At 69.3% G+C, this 17,567-nt stretch carries 14 protein-coding genes and 2 tRNA genes; 10 read left to right on the forward strand and 6 right to left on the reverse strand.

The features are described from left to right. Nucleotides 1-65: 65 nt before the first annotated feature. A complete protein-coding gene (locus tag ABZ822_RS09985; RefSeq protein WP_360849760.1) occupies nucleotides 66-1,544 on the reverse strand; it encodes an amino acid permease in 1,479 nt (492 codons plus the stop codon). A 186-nt stretch (nucleotides 1,545-1,730) separates the two neighbouring features. Between ABZ822_RS09985 and ABZ822_RS09990 the strand changes: the two genes are divergently transcribed. Then, the gene (locus tag ABZ822_RS09990) at nucleotides 1,731-2,219 is read left to right on the forward strand and encodes a ribose-5-phosphate isomerase (RefSeq protein ID WP_360849762.1); all 489 of its coding nucleotides are present in this window, start codon (nucleotides 1,731-1,733) and stop codon (nucleotides 2,217-2,219) included. Between the two features lie 7 nt (nucleotides 2,220-2,226). After that, nucleotides 2,227-3,042, forward strand: coding sequence for a DNA-formamidopyrimidine glycosylase family protein (locus ABZ822_RS09995; protein WP_360849765.1), 816 nt, complete (start codon nucleotides 2,227-2,229; stop codon nucleotides 3,040-3,042). Nucleotides 3,043-3,111: 69 nt separating this feature from the next. Here the strand turns inward: ABZ822_RS09995 and ABZ822_RS10000 are convergent, their stop codons facing one another. Further along, nucleotides 3,112-4,356, reverse strand: a complete 1,245-nt coding sequence (locus tag ABZ822_RS10000; protein WP_360849768.1) for a GNAT family N-acetyltransferase — start codon at nucleotides 4,354-4,356, stop codon at nucleotides 3,112-3,114. A gap of 115 nt (nucleotides 4,357-4,471) precedes the next feature. Here ABZ822_RS10000 and ABZ822_RS10005 point away from each other — a divergent pair, with 115 nt between their 5' ends. Continuing rightward, the gene (locus tag ABZ822_RS10005) at nucleotides 4,472-5,614 is read left to right on the forward strand and encodes a PP2C family protein-serine/threonine phosphatase (RefSeq protein ID WP_360849770.1); all 1,143 of its coding nucleotides are present in this window, start codon (nucleotides 4,472-4,474) and stop codon (nucleotides 5,612-5,614) included. Between the two features lie 171 nt (nucleotides 5,615-5,785). On the opposite strand, the gene ABZ822_RS10010 is transcribed toward ABZ822_RS10005, so the two are convergent. Beyond that, nucleotides 5,786-6,970 carry an acyltransferase family protein gene (locus tag ABZ822_RS10010; RefSeq protein WP_360849773.1) on the reverse strand — a complete coding sequence of 395 codons (1,185 nt, stop codon included), beginning with the start codon at nucleotides 6,968-6,970 and terminating at the stop codon, nucleotides 5,786-5,788. A 362-nt stretch (nucleotides 6,971-7,332) separates the two neighbouring features. Between ABZ822_RS10010 and ABZ822_RS10015 the strand changes: the two genes are divergently transcribed. Then, nucleotides 7,333-7,527 carry a hypothetical protein gene (locus ABZ822_RS10015; RefSeq protein ID WP_360849776.1) on the forward strand — a complete coding sequence of 65 codons (195 nt, stop codon included), beginning with the start codon at nucleotides 7,333-7,335 and terminating at the stop codon, nucleotides 7,525-7,527. Nucleotides 7,528-7,806: 279 nt separating this feature from the next. Here the strand turns inward: ABZ822_RS10015 and ABZ822_RS10020 are convergent. Beyond that, a tRNA-Gly gene (locus tag ABZ822_RS10020) sits at nucleotides 7,807-7,877 on the reverse strand. 139 nt (nucleotides 7,878-8,016) lie between these two features. Here ABZ822_RS10020 and ABZ822_RS10025 point away from each other — a divergent pair. The 5 genes from ABZ822_RS10025 to clpX all read left to right on the forward strand — a co-directional run bounded on the left by ABZ822_RS10025 (nucleotide 8,017) and on the right by clpX (nucleotide 12,737). Beyond that, nucleotides 8,017-8,093, forward strand: a tRNA-Pro gene (locus ABZ822_RS10025). A gap of 144 nt (nucleotides 8,094-8,237) precedes the next feature. After that, complete coding sequence (gene tig / locus ABZ822_RS10030) at nucleotides 8,238-9,632, forward strand: trigger factor (protein ID WP_360849779.1); 1,395 nt, start codon at nucleotides 8,238-8,240, stop codon at nucleotides 9,630-9,632. A 333-nt stretch (nucleotides 9,633-9,965) separates the two neighbouring features. Next, a complete protein-coding gene (locus ABZ822_RS10035; RefSeq protein ID WP_360850464.1) occupies nucleotides 9,966-10,568 on the forward strand; it encodes an ATP-dependent Clp protease proteolytic subunit in 603 nt (200 codons plus the stop codon). A gap of 65 nt (nucleotides 10,569-10,633) precedes the next feature. Further along, nucleotides 10,634-11,293: an ATP-dependent Clp protease proteolytic subunit gene (locus tag ABZ822_RS10040; protein ID WP_360850467.1), complete on the forward strand. Its 660-nt coding sequence runs from the start codon at nucleotides 10,634-10,636 to the stop codon at nucleotides 11,291-11,293. 154 nt (nucleotides 11,294-11,447) lie between these two features. Further along, nucleotides 11,448-12,737 (forward strand): ATP-dependent Clp protease ATP-binding subunit ClpX, encoded by a 1,290-nt coding sequence (gene clpX, locus ABZ822_RS10045; RefSeq protein ID WP_360849782.1) that lies wholly within the window; start codon nucleotides 11,448-11,450, stop codon nucleotides 12,735-12,737. A gap of 74 nt (nucleotides 12,738-12,811) precedes the next feature. Here the strand turns inward: clpX and ABZ822_RS10050 are convergent, their stop codons facing one another. Both ABZ822_RS10050 and ABZ822_RS10055 read right to left on the reverse strand, forming a co-directional pair. Further along, the gene (locus ABZ822_RS10050; RefSeq protein WP_360849785.1) at nucleotides 12,812-13,660 is read right to left on the reverse strand and encodes a hypothetical protein; all 849 of its coding nucleotides are present in this window, start codon (nucleotides 13,658-13,660) and stop codon (nucleotides 12,812-12,814) included. A gap of 28 nt (nucleotides 13,661-13,688) precedes the next feature. Further along, nucleotides 13,689-14,642, reverse strand: coding sequence for a hypothetical protein (locus tag ABZ822_RS10055; RefSeq protein ID WP_360849788.1), 954 nt, complete (start codon nucleotides 14,640-14,642; stop codon nucleotides 13,689-13,691). Between the two features lie 207 nt (nucleotides 14,643-14,849). Here ABZ822_RS10055 and ABZ822_RS10060 point away from each other — a divergent pair, with 207 nt between their 5' ends. Continuing rightward, complete coding sequence (locus ABZ822_RS10060) at nucleotides 14,850-17,489, forward strand: valine--tRNA ligase (RefSeq protein WP_360849791.1); 2,640 nt, start codon at nucleotides 14,850-14,852, stop codon at nucleotides 17,487-17,489. Nucleotides 17,490-17,567 lie beyond the last annotated feature (78 nt).

Raw genomic sequence — 17,567 nt, forward strand, 5'->3', positions numbered from 1 at the left:
CGATCGGGTACGGGCCCCGGCCCGTTGTGGCAGGACTGCCCGTTGTCGCCGGGCTGCCCGTGGTGTCAGGACGAGGAGCGGGTGAGCGCCTCGGCGCCGGCGTCCGCGTCCTTACCCTTGCCCCTGCCGCCACCGCGGCGCTCGCGCACCAGCGCGATCGCCACGACGAGCGCCGCCACCAGCAGGGACAGCAGGACCTGCTGGCGCCCGGTGTCGTCGGTGAGCATGTAGACCAGCACGAACGAGATCATCGCGATCGTCGCCCAGGTCAGGTACGGGAAGAGCCACATCTTCACGGTCAGCTTGTCCGGCGTCTCGCGCAGGATGATGCCGCGCATCCGGAGCTGGGTCACGCAGATGACCAGCCAGACGAAGAGGGCCACCGCACCCGAGGAGTTGAGCAGGAACTCGAAGACGGTGTCCGGCCACCAGTAGTTGAAGGCGACCGCGACGAAGCCGAAGATCACCGAGCCGATGATCGCGGCCTGCGGAACGCCCCTGCCGTTCGTCCGCGCGAAGGACTTCGGCGCGTCACCGCGCTTGCCGAGCGAGAACGCCATACGGGAAGCGGTGTAGAGGCCCGAGTTCAGGCACGACAGCACGGCGGTCAGCACGATGAAGTTCATGACCTGGCCGGCGTGCGGGATGCCGATCGAGTCGAGCGCGGCGACGTACGAACCGTGGTCGGCGATGGCCTTGGAGTCCCACGGCAGCAGCGTCACGACGACGAAGATCGAGCCCAGGTAGAAGACCGCGATACGCCAGATCACGCTGTTGGTCGCCTTGGTCACCGCGCGGCGGGGGTCCGCGGACTCACCGGCGGCGAGGGTGACGATCTCGCTGCCCATGAAGGAGAAGACGACCAGCAGTACCCCGGTGAGGATCGCCCCGGGGCCGTTCGGCAGGAAGCCGCCGTGCGAGGTCAGATTGCCGAGCCCGGCCGACTCGTTCTCCGAGCCGGGCAGGACGCCGAAGACCGCGAGCCCGCCGATGAGGATGAACGCGGCGATCGCGACGACCTTGATCCCCGCGAACCAGAACTCGAACTCACCGTACGAGCTGACCGAGGCCAGGTTCGTCGCGGTGAGCACCGTCATCACGATGAGCGCCCACGCCCACTGCGGTACGGACGGGACCCACCCCTCCAGGATCACCGCGCCGGCGGTGGCCTCGACCGCCAGCACCACGACCCAGAAGAACCAGTACAGCCAGCCGATCGAGAATCCGGCCCAGCGGCCGAGCGCGCGGTCCGCGTACTCGGAGAACGACCCGGAGACCGGGTTGGCGGCGGCCATCTCGCCCAGCATGCGCATGACGAAGACGACCATCACGCCGACGAGGGCGTACGACAGGAGGATGCCGGGGCCCGCGGCGGCGATGCCGGAAGCCGAGCCGACGAACAGGCCGGCGCCGATGACGCCGCCGATCGCGATCATGGAGAGGTGTCGGTTCTTGAGGCCGGCCTTCAGACCGTCGGGGGAGTTGCCGCCCTCGGGGTTACCCGAGGCGGCCGACGTCTTCGTGGCCGTGGGTTGCGCGCTCATGTGCAACGATCCTTTGGCTCTGGGGTTACGAGCTCCGCCAGTGAAACGCAGGGGAAGCTGGGGGAAAACCTTTGAATCCAGAACGTTATCTTTGAGCTTCCCTTGAGATTCCTAGAAATGTGCCGCGGAACACCAGCGGGACACCCGAGCGCGCCTGCCCCGTTCCGCTCGTGCCACACTCGGATCATGCGCGTCTATCTCGGCTCCGATCACGCCGGTTACGAACTCAAGAACCACCTCGTCGAGTGGCTGAAGGCCCACGGCCACGACCCCGTCGACTGCGGCCCCCACATCTACGACGCCCAGGACGACTACCCGCCGTTCTGCCTCCGCGCGGCGGAGAGGACCGCCGCCGACCCCGGCAGCCTGGGCATCGTGATCGGCGGCTCCGGTAATGGCGAGCAGATCGCCGCCAACAAGGTCAAGGGCGTCCGCGCCGCACTGGCCTGGAGCGAGCAGACCGCCGCGCTCGGCCGCGAGCACAACGACGCCAACGTGATCAGCGTCGGCGGGCGCATGCACACCCAGGACGAGGCGACCCGGTTCGTCGAGATCTTCCTGAACACCCCGTACTCCGGCGAGGAGCGCCACACGCGGCGTATCGCCATGCTCACGGAGTACGAGACCACCGGCGAGCTGCCGCCCGTCCCCGCTCACCACCCGCAGCAGGGCTGAGCCCCGGATGCCGGAAGGGCACACGATCCACCGGCTGGCCGCCGACCACCTCGGGAGGTTCGGCGGCCGGTCCGTGCGGGCCACCAGTCCGCAGGGCAAGTTCGCGGACGGTGCCGCGCTCGTCGACGGTATGGAGCTGGCGGAGACCGACGCCCACGGGAAGCACCTGTTCCTGGGGTTCGGGCCGGTCGGCTGGATCCACGTGCACCTCGGCCTCTACGGCACCTTCCGCTTCGGCGACGGACCGGCGCCCGCTCCCGTCGGCGCCGTACGGCTGCGGCTGGCCACCGGGGACGCGTACGCGGACCTGCGCGGCCCCACCGCCTGCGAGCTGATCACGGACGGCGAGAAGCGGGCGATCCACGACCGGCTCGGGGACGACCCGCTGCGCGCGGCGGACGACGGAGCGCGTGCGTGGGCCCGGATCGCGCGCAGCCGTACGTCCGTCGCCGCGCTGCTCATGGACCAGAAGGTCGTCGCCGGCGTGGGCAACGTCTACCGCGCCGAGGTCCTCTTCCGGCACGGCATCGACCCGTACCGGGCGGGCCGCGATCTGAGTGCGCCGGAATGGGACGCGATCTGGTCGGACCTGGTCGCGCTCATGCGGGACGGCGTACGGAACAACCGCATCGACACGGTCCGTCCCGAGCACATGCCCGAAGTGATGGGCCGCCCGCCGCGCGTGGACGACCACGGCGGCGAGGTGTACGTCTACCGGCGCGCCCAGCAGCCCTGCCACATCTGTGGCGGCGAGGTCCGCACCGCCGACCTCGCCGCCCGCAACCTCTTCTGGTGCCCGGGATGCCAGCCGCCACGGACGTGAACCTCTCCCGCCCCGGGCAGGGTCAGGACGCCTGAACCGCCCCTGATCCGCCCGGGGTTCGGCAGCGGTTCAGAACCCGTGCGGCAGCCAGGGCGCGATGTCACTCGCGAACGCCACCGACGCCTCCCGCAGCGCGCCCTGCCGCAACTCCCGCACCCGCCCCGCCGCGGCCAGCTCGGACAGCGTGGTCCCACCGAGGTAGGCCGCGCCCAACTCCCGTACGGACAGGGCCAGATCGGCCGGTCCGTCGGTACGCCGGCAGACCGATCCGTCCTTCGCGTCCGCGGTGAGCCGCCAACGCCCCTCGTTCCAGGGGCAGAAGGAGTCCGTCACCTCCAGGACGACATCGGCCCGCGTCGCGTACGACCGCGCCTCGAGCGCCGCGCCGACGTCCACCAGCCGTACGTGCAGGGCGTCGCGGATCCCGATGCGGCAGCGGCGGATGTCGGACACCAGATGCAGCAACGGGTCGTCGACCGGAGCACTCCGGAGCTTCACGGTCGAGGTCAGATCGATCCCGAACAAGAACTGCCACAGCGCGGCGTACACGGCCGGGTCCGGAGCACACATGTCCCGCAGCACGACGGTGCCCTTGGGGCCGGCGGCGTCGAACTCCGGCTTGATCGCGTAGCGGGCGTACCCCACGACCTCGCCGCCGTCCTCCGCCACCACGCACTGCACCGGTGAGGCACCCCCGCGCTCCGACGACGGGTCCAGCAGGGTCAGCCGCCCCCAGCCGGGATTGCGCGCCACCATGCCGGGGCGCAGCGGCACCGCGGCCGCGTACACCGCCTCGCACGCCTCCAGCACCGCCGCGGGATCCGCCAGACGCAGCCGCAGGCTGTCCGTGCCGGGCGGGACCGTCAGCCGGATCCGGTCGGTGTCCACCTCGGCGGTCATCTGCCGGGTCGCGATCCCGTAGCCGAAGCGGCCGTAGATCTCCGGCTCCGAGGCGGTCAGCACGGCGAGCGGCTCTCCCCAGGCCCGTACGTCGTCCAACTGCCGCCGCATCATGGCGCGCAGCACCCCGCGGCGCCGGTGCGTGGGTGCGACGGAGACCATCGTGACGCCGGCCGCCGGGACGAGTGCACCGCCCGGCACCGTCACGCGGAAGCGGAACGCGCCGGCCGTGCCCACGCACGCCCCGCCGTCCCACGCGCCGACCGAGCGCTCGAACTCATTCAGCTCGCGCCACAGCGATCGCTCTTCGGAGGACTCGGCGACCCAGCCGAAGGCGCGGACCAGGACGTCGTACCACTCGTCCCACTCGGCGGATCGCAGCACGCGCAGCTCAGCTGTCACCTCTTTCGTCATACGCCATCCCTATCAGCGCATTCCTGGACGTGCGAACGCATTTTCCGTACCAATCCGGGTCACCCTGCGGACGACAGTGCACAGCGGGGTCGCAGGTGGATAAGGTCCCGGTGCAATGGCACGCGTCGCGGGATCAGAGACCCTGACGGCCCGGATGCGCATGAGGTGGCACCGGGTCCGGGTCGGCGTGCGCCGCGCGGGCGTCGACTACTTCCGCGGCGACGGATCCGACTGGATCGCCCTCGCCGCGCTCGCGCTCACCATCCCGGCGATCGTGGCCGGAACCATCGCCGTACCCGACTGGTGCCCGCCCGCGGCCCTCGTCCTCCCCGTCGTCCTCGGCGGGCTGCTGCTGCGGCCCGCGAGCCTGCTGCTGCTCTACAGCGGCTCGGCGGTGGGACTGATCATCGAGGCCGCGATCCTCGGTCCGTACAGCGAAGGGACCTCTCGCGTCACCCCGGGCACGATCCTGCTCGTCGGCGCCGTCGGATTCGTCGGGCTGATCATCGCCCAGTTCCGCAGCCGCGTCGGTGTGCCCTGGCGGCGCGGCGGCACGATGCTCTTCGACCTGCGCGAGCGCATCCGGGTGCAGAGCAAACTGCCGAAGCTGCCCAGCGGCTGGCACCGTGAGATGGCCCTGCGGCCCGCCGGCGGACAGTCCTTCTCCGGCGACTTCGTCGTCGCCGCCCGTACCAACGGCGGGCGGACCCTCGAAGTCGTCCTCACCGACGTCTCCGGCAAGGGCATGGACGCGGCTTCCCGTGCCCTGCTGCTCTCCGGGGCCTTCGGCGGTCTGCTCGGCTCGCTGCCGCCGCACCAGTTCCTGCGCGCGGCCAACGGTTATCTGCTGCGTCAGGACTGGCAGGAGGGCTTCGCCACCTCCATCCATCTCGTGCTGGACCTCGACAGCGGCGACTACGAACTCCTCTCCGCCGGCCACCTTCCCGCCCTCCAGCGCAGCGCCGGTACGGGCACGTGGGAGGAGAAGGCCGCCGAAGGGCCCCTGCTCGGGGTGTACGACGGTGCGCAGTTCGACCCGATCAAGGGGACGCTGCGCCCCGGTGATGTGCTCATGCTCTTCACCGACGGCCTCGTCGAGGCCGCCGACCGCGACCTGACGGAGGGCATGGACCGCCTGACGGGCGCCGCGGACCGCTACATCACGTCGGGCTTCCAGGGTGCGGCGTGGCACTTGATAGAGGCGGTGGCGAGGGACGTGAACGACGACCGGGCGCTGCTGCTGCTCTGCCGGGCGTAGCGCGGGCGTCGCGGGCACGGGAGCAAGGCGGCCGTGAGTTTCCTCGAGCAGTCGTCGAGCCTCGCATCATGAAGTGTCGAGCCGTGATGTCCCTCGGTGCTCTCCGAGCAGCGGAACGGCCCCGGAGCCGGGCTCCGGGGCCGTTCGTCGGACGTGTGCGGGGACAGGGCCTCAAGCCGCCGTGGTCGTCTTCGTACGGTCGCGTGCCAGCTCGGCGGCGTCCTTCTTGAAGGCCCACTCCATCCGGGGCTCCATCGCGAAACGGAACATCCTCTGGACGGGCCTGGTGCAGAGCACCGTGACCACCGCCGCGGCGATGAAGGTGACGGCTACGGCGCCGAGCGGCGTCTGCAGCCACTCGTACTCGTCGAACCAGCCCCAGAAGCGCGAGCCCTTGGCGAGGAAGCCGTGCAGCAGGTAGCCGTAGAGGGTCCCGGCGCCGAGCGCCGTGAACCACATCTTCCGCCGCGGGATCCAGGCGAAGAAGCAGGCGACGAGCACCATCGAGCAGCCGAACAGCGCGAGCGTCATCACCAGGCCGCTCCACCACGGCGCGGCCAGCTCCTGTGCGCTGTCGCGGTGGTAGAACCAGGCCGAGGACATGCGCGGGGCCGCCCAGTACGCGACGACGGTGGCGACGGCCATGACCGGCACGGAGAGGATCCTGACCTCACGACGCCGCATCATCTGGAAGTGCTCGGGCTTCATGAAGAGGCCGACCACGAAGAACGGCAGGAACTGCAGCACCCGCTGGAGGTCGAGGTCGTCGCCGATGTCCGGCGAGACCGAGGCCAGACCGGCGATGGCCAGCGCGAGCGCGACCGGCCAGCGCACCATCTTCCACAGCGGGGTCGTCAGCCGCCAGACGAAGAGGGCCGCCAGGAACCACGTCAGGTACCAGGGGTCCAGCAGGCTGATCGGCTGCGTCGGGTCGTCGTCCGCCCAGCGCTTGAAGAAGGTGTACGCGACCTCGAAGAGGATGTACGGCACGACGATCCCGGTCACCAGGCGCTTGAGCCGGTCCGGCCGCATGTCGAAACTGCGGGAGAAATAGCCGGAGATGATGATGAAGGCCGGCATGTGGAACCCGTAGACGACCATGTACAGGGCCTCGGCGGCGCGGCTGCCGTCGGTCAGCGGCTCCCAGGCGTGCCCGCAGGCCACCAGAACAATGGCCAGATACTTCGCGTTGTCGAAGAACGCGTCGCGCTGCCTCACGGCGCCGGACCGCTTCGAAGTGTCCGGCTTGTCGCGTGCGGGTGGAGATGTGGCGGTTTCCTGCTTGATGTCCGCCGGTTCCCTGGCCGGAGGGAGGGGCGTCCGCCGATAGCCGTGCGGGCTCAGTGAGTTGGTCACAGGCCCTCCCACCAAGAACTGGGGGAGACGATTCGCGACCTCACTGCACATGCGGGGGTCAGAGCAGCGTGGAACATCTGAGGCACGATAGCGCCGGGTGCGGAATCCGTAAAACCTTCCCGGCTATGCCGGTCAAGTGACCGTTCTATCACGGCTAGTCCTACTTAAAACGGTCAAATCCACCGACGTTCGGACGGCGTCACGAGGCGGGAACAGTTGGCCGACGAAGTGTCACCGGGGAGCATTACTGGCCGTGTTGATGGCACGATGGTGAAAACGGGGGGTGGCCGGGCATGCTCCCCGGGCCGGTATGACGATCCGGCCGAGCCGGTGTGGCGTTCCGACCAAGGGTGTGATCCGTTGTGGCCATTTCGCTGTCCGTGGTGGTGCTGTTGGCGATCGTCCTGGTGGTCATGATCCGCTCAGGTTCGATCAAGGCGGGGCCCGCCATCGTGGCGGCACTGTTCGGATTCTTCCTGGCGTCGACTGACATGGCCCCGTCGATCAACCGCTTCCTGAACTCCATATCGGAGACGATCAGCCAGATCAATCTCTGAACGTTCCGGCTGCTCTCCGGCCCCGCGCCCGACGCCGCGCACCATGGAATCCGTGTCCGAGGTGCGCGGCGGAACTGTCTGCGGCCGGCGCCGGTGCGGGGCGCGTACATGACGGATGGGCGTACGCCGCGTGAGCCTCGCGTACGCGGCGTGCACCGCGTGATCGTGCACCGCGCACCCCGGAGCGGACGTACGGAGGGGCCCGACGCAGAAAGACCTCCGGCCCGGTCCGGCGCGCTCCCTGAGGGAGTGGACGCCGGGCCGGGCCGGAGGTCGCTGAGCGGGCGACGGGAATCGAACCCGCGTAGCCAGTTTGGAAGACTGGGGCTCTACCATTGAGCTACGCCCGCGTGCGCCGGACGATCACCTCGAGTCGGCGGCACGGACTGCATGTTAGCGGGTCCCGAGGGTCCCGCGCACACTTCATCCCGCCCCTCGTAATGCGGCGGCCGCACCTTGGCTGGGCATGTACCCTACGTGTCGCACCAGCGGGGTGTGGCGCAGCTTGGTAGCGCGTCCGCTTTGGGAGCGGAAGGTCGTCGGTTCGAATCCGGCCACCCCGACCATCAAGATCACCTTGTGGGGCGCGTCCCGCTTGCGGTTACTATGCAAGCTACGTGCCCGTGTGTCTCTCTCCGGGTGCGATCCGTCGAACTCGGCCGTGCCGAGGCGGCAGAACCCCAGAAATCAGCCCCCAAGGAGACCGAACCGTGAAGAGCGCCGTGGAGACCCTGAACCCGACCCGGGTTCGGCTCACTGTCGAGGTGCCCTTCGAGGAGCTCAAGCCCAGCCTCGACGCGGCGTACAAGAAGATCAACCAGCAGGTCACGGTGCCCGGTTTCCGCAAGGGCAAGGTGCCCGCGCGCGTCATCGACCAGCGCTTCGGTCGCGGTGCGGTCCTCGAGGAGGCCGTCAACGACGCCCTTCCGAAGTTCTACACCGAGGCGGTCAACGAGGGTGAGCTGAACCCGCTGGGCCAGCCCGAGGTCGACATCACCGAGCTCAAGGACAACGAGCTCCTCGCCTTCACCGCCGAGGTCGACATCCGCCCGGCCATCGAGATCCCGGACTACTCCGGCATCGAGGTCGAGGTCGACGCCATCGAGGTCTCCGACGAGGAGATCGAGAAGTCCGTCGAGCAGCTCCGTGAGCGCTTCGCCTCCACCAGCCCGGTCGAGCGCGCCGCCGCCGAGGGCGACGTCGTGACGATCGACCTCGAGGCCAGTGTCGAGGGCGAGGTCCTGGAGGACGGCGTCGCGAAGGGCGTCACCTACACCATCGGTTCCGGCGAGCTCCTCGACGGCATCGACGAGGCCCTCACCGGCGTCGAGGCGGGCTCCACCGCCACCTTCACCTCCGAGCTCAAGGGCGGCTCCGCCGCGGGCAAGGAGGCCGAGGTCAAGGTCGAGGTCTCCACCGTCGCCGCACGCGAACTGCCCGAGCTGGACGACGAGTTCGCCCAGATGGCCAGCGAGTTCGACACCCTCGAGGAGCTGCGCGCGGACAGCCGCAAGCGCCTACAGCAGATGAAGAAGTACGACCAGGCCACCCAGGCCCAGGAGAAGGTCCTGGACGCCCTCATCCAGCTCGTCGAGGTGCCGATCCCCGAGAAGCTCCTCGAGGACGAGATCCGCACCCGCAAGCACAACCTGGAGCACCACCAGCTCGGTCAGATGGGCCTGGACCTCGAGGGATACCTCAAGATCCAGGAGAAGACCGCCGAGGAGTTCGACGCCGAGCTGAAGGAGCAGGCGGAGAAGGGCATCAAGACCCAGTTCGTCCTGGACGAGCTGGTCAACAAGGAGCAGCTCAACGTCGGCCAGGAGGAGCTCACCGAGCACCTCATGCGCCGCGCCCAGTCCTCCGGCATGAGCCCCGACCAGTTCGCGCAGGCGGTCGTCGAGGGCGGCCAGGTGCCGATGCTCGTCGGTGAGGTCGCCCGGGGCAAGGCCCTCGCGGTGGTCGTCGAGGCCGCCACGGTCAAGGACACCAACGGCGAGGTCGTGGACCTCGACGACGAGGACGAGACCGGCGAGACCGTCGAGGCCGCCGCCGAGGGCGAGAGCGGCGCCGCCGAGGCCGCGGAGGACAAGTCCGAGGCCTGAGCCTCGGTCGCCTGACCCGTCGACGGGCCCGGACGCGTACACCGCGTACCGGGCCCGTCCCGGCTCACCGCGCGCCGCGCGGGCCGTCCCGCCGACTTCCACGGCGCCGCGGGACGGGACGGCGGGGGTGCGGGCGCCCGCCCGGACCGGCCTGGACCCGCCCCGTCCGGGGGCCTGCGCTCACAGCGAACAGTTCCCTGTGCGGGATGGCCGCCGCCGACCAGCGCGTTAGGGTCCGTAGATATGAGGGCAGGGGAGTCCCCGCGCCCAGTAGAAGACGCTGACGGCGCGCTGCCGTCAACCAATCGAGCAGGTGGATACGTGACGAATCTGATGCCTTCCGCCGCCGGCGAGCCGACCATCGGTGGCCTCGGCGACCAGGTCTACAACCGACTGCTCAACGAGCGGATCATCTTCCTCGGCCAGCCCGTGGACGACGAGATCGCGAACAAGATCACGGCGCAGCTCCTCCTCCTTGCCGCTGACCCGGACAAGGACATTTACCTCTACATCAACTCCCCGGGCGGCTCGATCACGGCCGGCATGGCGATCTACGACACCATGCAGTACATCAAGAACGACGTGGTCACCATCGCCATGGGCCTCGCCGCCTCGATGGGCCAGTTCCTGCTGAGCGCGGGCACGCGCGGCAAGCGCTTCGCGCTGCCGAACGCCGAGATCCTCATCCACCAGCCGTCCGCGGGCCTGGCCGGCTCGGCATCGGACATCAAGATCCACGCCGAGCAGCTTCTGCGCACCAAGAAGAAGATGGCGGAGCTGACCTCGCTGCACACCGGCCAGAGCATCGAGCAGATCACCCACGACTCCGACCGCGACCGCTGGTTCTCCGCGGAGGAGGCCAAGGAGTACGGCCTGGTCGACGAGGTCATGGCCACGGCGACCGGCATTCCGGGCGGAGGCGGCACCGGCGCATGAGCGCCCGCCCCGTAACCCGCAGCCGACCCCAGCCCACTGATCGCCTCCAGGATGTGAACACCCAGATGAACAACTTCCCCGGTAGCGGCCTGTACCAAGGCCCGGTCGCCGAGTCCCGCTATGTCGTCCCGCGCTTCGTCGAGCGCACCTCCCAGGGCGTGCGCGAGTACGACCCGTACGCGAAGCTCTTCGAGGAGCGCGTGATCTTCCTGGGTGTGCAGATCGACGACGCCTCCGCCAACGACGTCATGGCGCAGCTGCTGTGCCTGGAGTCGATGGACCCCGACCGGGACATCTCCGTCTACATCAATTCGCCCGGCGGATCCTTCACCGCGCTCACGGCGATCTACGACACGATGCAGTTCGTGAAGCCCGACATCCAGACGGTCTGCATGGGCCAGGCGGCCTCCGCCGCGGCCGTGCTGCTCGCCGCGGGCACCCCCGGCAAGCGGATGGCGCTGCCCAACGCGCGCATCCTGATCCACCAGCCGTACAGCGAGACCGGTCGTGGCCAGGTGTCCGACCTGGAGATCGCGGCCAACGAGATCCTGCGGATGCGTTCGCAGCTCGAGGAGATGCTGGCGAAGCACTCCACGACGCCGATCGAGAAGATCCGCGACGACATCGAGCGCGACAAGATCCTCACGGCCGAGGAGTCGCTGGCGTACGGTCTGGTCGACCAGATCGTGTCCACCCGCAAGAGCTCGGTCGGGCTCGGCGGCTGACGTCGCACTGTCGACAAATCCCCTTGGGTCCGGTCACGGTCAAGTGAACCGGCCCAAGGGGGGCCCGCACGGGGGGCCCGGCAAGGTACCGTCGATAGGCAAGCACCCGGGTCTGCGTACGTGATGCAGATCCCAGGCGAAGGGGAAGCACCTCGTGGCACGCATCGGTGATGGCGGCGACCTGCTCAAGTGCTCGTTCTGCGGGAAGAGCCAGAAGCAGGTGAAGAAGCTCATCGCAGGGCCCGGTGTGTACATCTGCGACGAGTGCATCGACCTCTGCAACGAGATCATCGAGGAAGAGCTCGCCGAGACCTCCGAGGTCCGGTGGGAGGAACTCCCCAAGCCGCGGGAGATCTACGAGTTCCTCGAGGGGTACGTCGTCGGCCAGGAGGCCGCCAAGAAGGCGCTGTCGGTGGCCGTCTACAACCACTACAAGCGCGTACAGGCCGGTGAGAACGGCCAGAACGGCCGCGACGACGGCATCGAGCTGGCGAAGTCCAACATCCTGCTGCTCGGCCCCACCGGCTCCGGCAAGACGCTGCTCGCCCAGACGCTCGCCCGGATGCTCAACGTCCCCTTCGCGATCGCCGATGCGACGGCCCTGACGGAAGCGGGCTACGTCGGCGAGGACGTCGAGAACATTCTTCTCAAACTCATTCAGGCCGCCGACTATGACGTCAAAAAGGCCGAAACGGGCATCATTTACATCGACGAGATCGACAAGGTCGCCCGGAAGAGTGAGAACCCGTCGATCACACGCGACGTCTCCGGTGAGGGCGTCCAGCAGGCACTCCTGAAGATCCTCGAGGGCACGACGGCCTCGGTCCCGCCGCAGGGCGGCCGCAAGCACCCGCACCAGGAGTTCATCCAGATCGACACGACGAACGTGCTGTTCATCGTGGGCGGTGCCTTCGCCGGTCTGGAGAAGATCATCGAGTCGCGGGCCGGCGCGAAGGGCATCGGCTTCGGCGCAACCATCCGCTCCAAGCGCGAAGTCGACTCCTCGGACCACTTCCGCGAGGTCATGCCGGAGGACCTGGTGAAGTTCGGGATGATCCCGGAGTTCATCGGCCGCCTCCCGGTCATCACCTCCGTCCACAACCTCGACCGCGAAGCGCTCCTCCAGATCCTGGTCGAGCCGCGCAACGCGCTCGTCAAGCAGTACCAGCGCCTCTTCGAACTCGACGGCGTGGAGCTGGACTTCGACCGCCCGGCGCTGGAGGCCATCGCCGACCAGGCGATCCTGCGCGGCACGGGCGCGCGCGGCCTGCGCGCCATCATGGAAGAGGTCCTGATGTCGGTGATGTACGAGGTGCCGTCCCGCAAGGACGTGGCCCGCGTCGTCATCACCGAGGACGTCGTCCACTCCAACGTCAACCCGACGCTGGTCCCGCGCGAGCCGCGTGCGATCGGAAAGGGCGAGCGCCACGAGAAGAGCGCGTAGCGCGCACCGCAGACCCAACGTAAGGGGCGCCCGGCAACTGCCGGGCGCCCCTTACGCGTTGCGGACTCGGTGCGCTACTTCTTCACGCGCACGTCGTTGCGGAACTTCGCGGTGGTCTCCGCCCACTCCTCGGCCGAGGGCTTCTCACTGAGAACGCTCGGGTCGGTGGTGCCCGGCTTGGGGCCCCACACCGCGATGGCGACGGTGCTCTCGTCGCCCCAGACGCAGAACGGAACCTTCCCGAAGGTGGCCTCGCCGCACTTCATGATCTTGCCGTCGAAGCCGGACGGCTTCTGCTCCTTCGCCGACTCGGAGTTGGGCAGAGCCTTGAGCATGGCGGCCACGGCCTCGTCGGGGTCCGTGACATCGCCGTATGCGCCGCTGAACGACAGGACGGTCTTGCCGTCCTTGCCGGCGTACCCGGCATTGGCGGTCTTGCCGTTCTCGATGCCGTTGCCGCTACCGGACTGGGACTTGACCCCCTGCTGCTGCGTCAGTGCGGGGTCCTTCTTGTAGTCGCCGCCCAGCACCGTGTCCGGCGTGTCCAGCTTGTACTCGCCGCCACCGCCGCCCAGCAGCATGATGCCGCCGATGGCTATGACCGCGACGGCGACCGCACCGGCGACGATGCCGAGGATCTTGCCCTTGTTGCTGCCCGCGGGCGGCGGGGGCGGGGGAGTGCCCCAACCCCCCTGCGGCTGCTGCCCGTACGGGCCCGGCTGCTGCGGCTGGCCCTGCGGGTAGCCGTAGCCGCCCTGCTGCGGAGGCACGGCGCCGCCCTGCTGCGGGTAGCCGTACCCGGGCTGACCCTGCGGCTGCTGCGGCGGCTGGCCGTACGGGCCGGGCTGCTGGGGCGGCTGCCCGCCGTACGGGCCCTGCTGCGGGGGCTGACCGCCGTACGGTCCCGGCTGGTTGTGACTCATGGAGTTCCTCTCGGGTGCGTGGGTGTCGCTAGTTCTTGAGCGGGACGCGCGCGTCGTTACGGACCTTCGCGGTGGTCTCCGCGGCTTCGCCGATGTCGGCGTTGCCGGCGATCGCGGCCAGCGGGTCCATCAGGAAGGCCCCGCCGACGGTGCTGGAGTCGCCCCAGATGCACATGGGGAGCGTGGCGGACTTCACGCGGGCGCTGGGGTCGTCATTGGTGATCTTGAACTTCTGGCACTTCATCACGGCGCTGCCCAGACCCTCCGGCTCCACCTGCTCCGGGCTCCCGATGGGCTGGGCCTCACCGTCCTCGTCGGCGGACTTCGTCAGCACGACGAACATGGCGTCCACGACCTGCTCGGGGTTCTCGACCTTGCCCCAGAGACCGGTCAGCAGCATCTGCTTCCTGGAGTCCGTGGCGTACTCGGCCTGGACGGGGTGCGCGTCGACGATGCCCGGGATCTCCTTGAGGTCGTCCGCGTCGCTGGGACCGATGCCGGAGCCGTCCTTGCCGCTGCCCTGACGCTTGTACTCGGCCGCGACCGTGGCGGGCGTCGTCAGCTTGTGCGGCCCGTCGTCCTCGGCGTCGCCGCCGCCCGCGACGAAGAAGATCCCGAGGCCCACCGCCGCGACGGCCACGGCCGCGCCGACGACGATGCCGATCTTCTTGCCGTTGCCACCGCCCTGCGGAGGCACGGGCGGCATCGGGGCGTACGGCTGCTGCCCGTAGGGCCCCGGCTGCTGCCCGTAGGGGCCCGGCTGAGGGGGCTGACCGTACGGACCGGGCTGCTGCGGCTGACCGTAGGGGCCAGGCTGGCCCTGCCCGGGGTAGCCGTAACCCTGCTGGGGCGGGACCTGGCCCTGCCCGGGCTGGGGCGGATATCCGTAGCCGGGCTGCCCTGCCGCACCGCCCTGCCCGTAGGGATTCGGGGCGCCGCCCCCATAGGGCCCGGACTGTGGTGGCGGCTGGTGGTGACTCATTGCATCCCCTCGTTGACAAGACAGTTGGGCTCATCCTCCCGGACGCCTTATGCGGGCTTTACCTCGGGGCGGCAACAGGTTCGAAACTGTTGCGGACAGGTGCGGCGCGATGGGCGCATGTCGGGCGATGAGGGGCCCGGGAAGCGGTACGCGGGAGCCCGGGAAGCGGTTCGTAACCGCCCCGACCCGGCCCTTACACTGGCCGTCGTGACCGACAACACCCAGCGCCCCGAGCACGGGGCCAACAGCGCGCGCCCAGCAGACCTGCCGACTCAGTACGCACCGGCCGAGGTAGAGGGGCAGCTGTACGACCGCTGGGTAGAGCGCGGCTACTTCGAGGCGGACGCCAAGAGCGACAAAGAGCCGTACACGATCGTCATTCCGCCGCCCAACGTCACGGGCTCGCTCCACCTCGGCCACGCCTTCGAGCACACGCTGATCGACGCCCTCACCCGCCGCAAGCGGATGCAGGGTCACGAGACGCTGTGGCAGCCCGGCATGGACCACGCCGGCATCGCGACGCAGAACGTCGTGGAGCGCGAGCTGGCCAAGGAGGGCAAGTCCCGGCACGACCTGGGCCGTGAGGCGTTCGTCGAGCGCGTCTGGAAGTGGAAGGGCGAGTCCGGCGGCCAGATCTCCGGCCAGATGAAGCGCCTCGGCGACGGCGTCGCCTGGTCCCGCGAGCGTTTCACCATGGACGAGGGCCTCTCCCAGGCCGTCCAGACCATCTTCAAGCGGCTCTACGACGACGAGTTGATCTACCGTGCCGAGCGCATCATCAACTGGTGCCCGCGCTGCCTGACCGCCATCTCGGACATCGAGGTGGAGTACCAGGACGACGAGGGCGAGCTGGTCTCGATCCGCTACGGCGAGGGGGACTCCTCGATCGTCGTCGCAACGACCCGCGCCGAGACGATGCTCGGCGACACCGCCGTCGCGGTCCACCCCGACGACGAGCGCTACCGCCACCTCGTCGGCACCGAGATCGAACTGCCGCTCACCGGACGCCGTATCCCGGTCGTCGCCGACGAGCACGTGGACCCGGAGTTCGGCACCGGCGCCGTCAAGGTGACGCCCGCCCATGACCCGAACGACTTCGAGATCGGCCGACGTCACGACCTGCCGAACCTCGCGGTCATGGACGAGCACGCGGTCATCACCGCGCACGGCCCGTTCCAGGGGCTCGACCGCCTGGAGGCCCGGTCCACCATCGTGGCCGCGCTGCGTGCCGAGGGCCGGATCGTCGCCGAGAAGCGCCCGTACACGCACTCCGTCGGGCACTGCTCGCGCTGCAAGACCACCATCGAGCCGCGCCTCTCGATGCAGTGGTGGGTCAAGGTCGGCCCGCTCGCGAAGGCCGCGGGCGACGCCGTCCGCGACGGCCGCGTGGACATCCACCCCAAGGAGATGGAGTCCCGCTACTTCGGCTGGGTCGACAACCTTCACGACTGGTGCATCTCGCGCCAGCTCTGGTGGGGCCACCGCATCCCCGTCTGGTACGGGCCGGAGGGCGAGGTCGTCTGCGTCGGTCCGGACGAGGAGCCGCCGAGCGGCGACGGGTGGCGTCAGGACAGCGACGTGCTCGACACCTGGTTCTCGTCCGGCCTGTGGCCGTTCTCCACCCTCGGCTGGCCCGCGCGGACCGAGAGCCTCGAGAAGTTCTATCCGAACTCGGTCCTGGTGACCGGGTACGACATCCTCTTCTTCTGGGTCGCCCGGATGATGATGTTCGGGCTGTACGCGATGGACGGCACCCCGCCGTTCCGCACCATCGCCCTGCACGGCATGGTCCGCGACCAGTTCGGCAAGAAGATGTCCAAGTCCTTTGGCAACGCGGTCAATCCGCTGGACTGGATGGACAAGTACGGCTCGGACGCCGTCCGTTTCACCCTCGCCCGCGGCGCCAACCCGGGTGTCGACGTGCCGATCGGCGAGGACTGGGTCCAGGCGTCCCGCAACTTCGCCAACAAGATCTGGAACGCGACCCGCTTCGCGCTGATGAACGGCGCGACGATCGAAGGCGAACTCCCGGCCCCCGAGGAGCTGCGCGCCGAGGACCGCTGGATCCTGTCCCGGCTGTACAGCGTCGTCGCCGAGGTCGACGCGTACTACGACGACTACCAGTTCGCCAAGCTCAGCGACGTGCTGTTCCACTTCGCCTGGGACGAGGTCTTCGACTGGTACGTCGAGCTGTCCAAGACGACCTTCGCCAAGGGCGGCCCGGCGGCGGACGCCTCCCGGCGCGTTCTCGGCGAGGTCCTCGACGTCACGCTGCGATTGCTGCACCCGGTGGTCCCGTTCGTCACCGAGGCGCTGTGGACGACGCTCACCGGACAGGAGTCGGTCGTCATCGCCGACTGGCCGAAGGACGGCGGGTTCCGCGACCGGGCGGCCGAGCAGGAGATCGAGACCGTCCAGCAGGTCGTCACCGAGGTCCGCCGGTTCCGCGCCGACCAGGGCCTCCAGCCCGGCCAGAAGGTCCCGGCCCGCCTGGACCTGGCCGCGAGCCCGGCACTCGCCGCCCATGAGGACGCGATCCGGCAGCTGCTGCGTCTCCAGCCGGAGAGCGAGGGCTTCACGCCCACCGCCACCCTGCCGGTGGCCGGGGCCACGGTCGCCCTCGACCTGTCCGGCGCCATCGACGTCGAGGCCGAGCGGAAGCGGCTCGCCAAGGACCTCGCGGCGGCGGAGAAGGAACTCGCGCAGACGACGGCGAAGCTCGGCAACGAGGCGTTCCTCGCGAAGGCCCCGGACAACGTGGTCGAGAAGATCCGCGGGCGGCAGGCGACCGCCCAGGCCGACATCGAGCGGATCTCCGCCCAGCTCGCCGGTCTGCCGCAGACCTGATCCGTAGCCCGGCTCCCCGTCCGCCTGTCCTGAGGGCGGGCGGGGAGAGCGCGGAAAGGCATCCCGGCCCGGGGCCGC

Source organism: Streptomyces sp. NPDC047108 (genome assembly GCF_040643575.1).
Taxonomy (GTDB): Bacteria; Actinomycetota; Actinomycetes; order Streptomycetales; family Streptomycetaceae; genus Streptomyces.

Excerpts from the sequence above, each read along its gene's own strand:
- ABZ822_RS09985 (WP_360849760.1), bottom strand. The coding sequence starts at position 1,544 with ATGAGCGCGCAACCCACGGCCACGAAGACGTCGGCCGCCTCGGGTAAC.
- ABZ822_RS09990 (WP_360849762.1), top strand. The coding sequence starts at position 1,731 with ATGCGCGTCTATCTCGGCTCCGATCACGCCGGTTACGAACTCAAGAAC.
- ABZ822_RS09995 (WP_360849765.1), top strand. The coding sequence starts at position 2,227 with ATGCCGGAAGGGCACACGATCCACCGGCTGGCCGCCGACCACCTCGGG.
- ABZ822_RS10000 (WP_360849768.1), bottom strand. The coding sequence starts at position 4,356 with ATGACGAAAGAGGTGACAGCTGAGCTGCGCGTGCTGCGATCCGCCGAG.
- ABZ822_RS10005 (WP_360849770.1), top strand. The coding sequence starts at position 4,472 with ATGGCACGCGTCGCGGGATCAGAGACCCTGACGGCCCGGATGCGCATG.
- ABZ822_RS10035 (WP_360850464.1), top strand. The coding sequence starts at position 9,966 with ATGCCTTCCGCCGCCGGCGAGCCGACCATCGGTGGCCTCGGCGACCAG.
- ABZ822_RS10040 (WP_360850467.1), top strand. The coding sequence starts at position 10,634 with ATGAACAACTTCCCCGGTAGCGGCCTGTACCAAGGCCCGGTCGCCGAG.
- ABZ822_RS10050 (WP_360849785.1), bottom strand. The coding sequence starts at position 13,660 with ATGAGTCACAACCAGCCGGGACCGTACGGCGGTCAGCCCCCGCAGCAG.
- ABZ822_RS10055 (WP_360849788.1), bottom strand. The coding sequence starts at position 14,642 with ATGAGTCACCACCAGCCGCCACCACAGTCCGGGCCCTATGGGGGCGGC.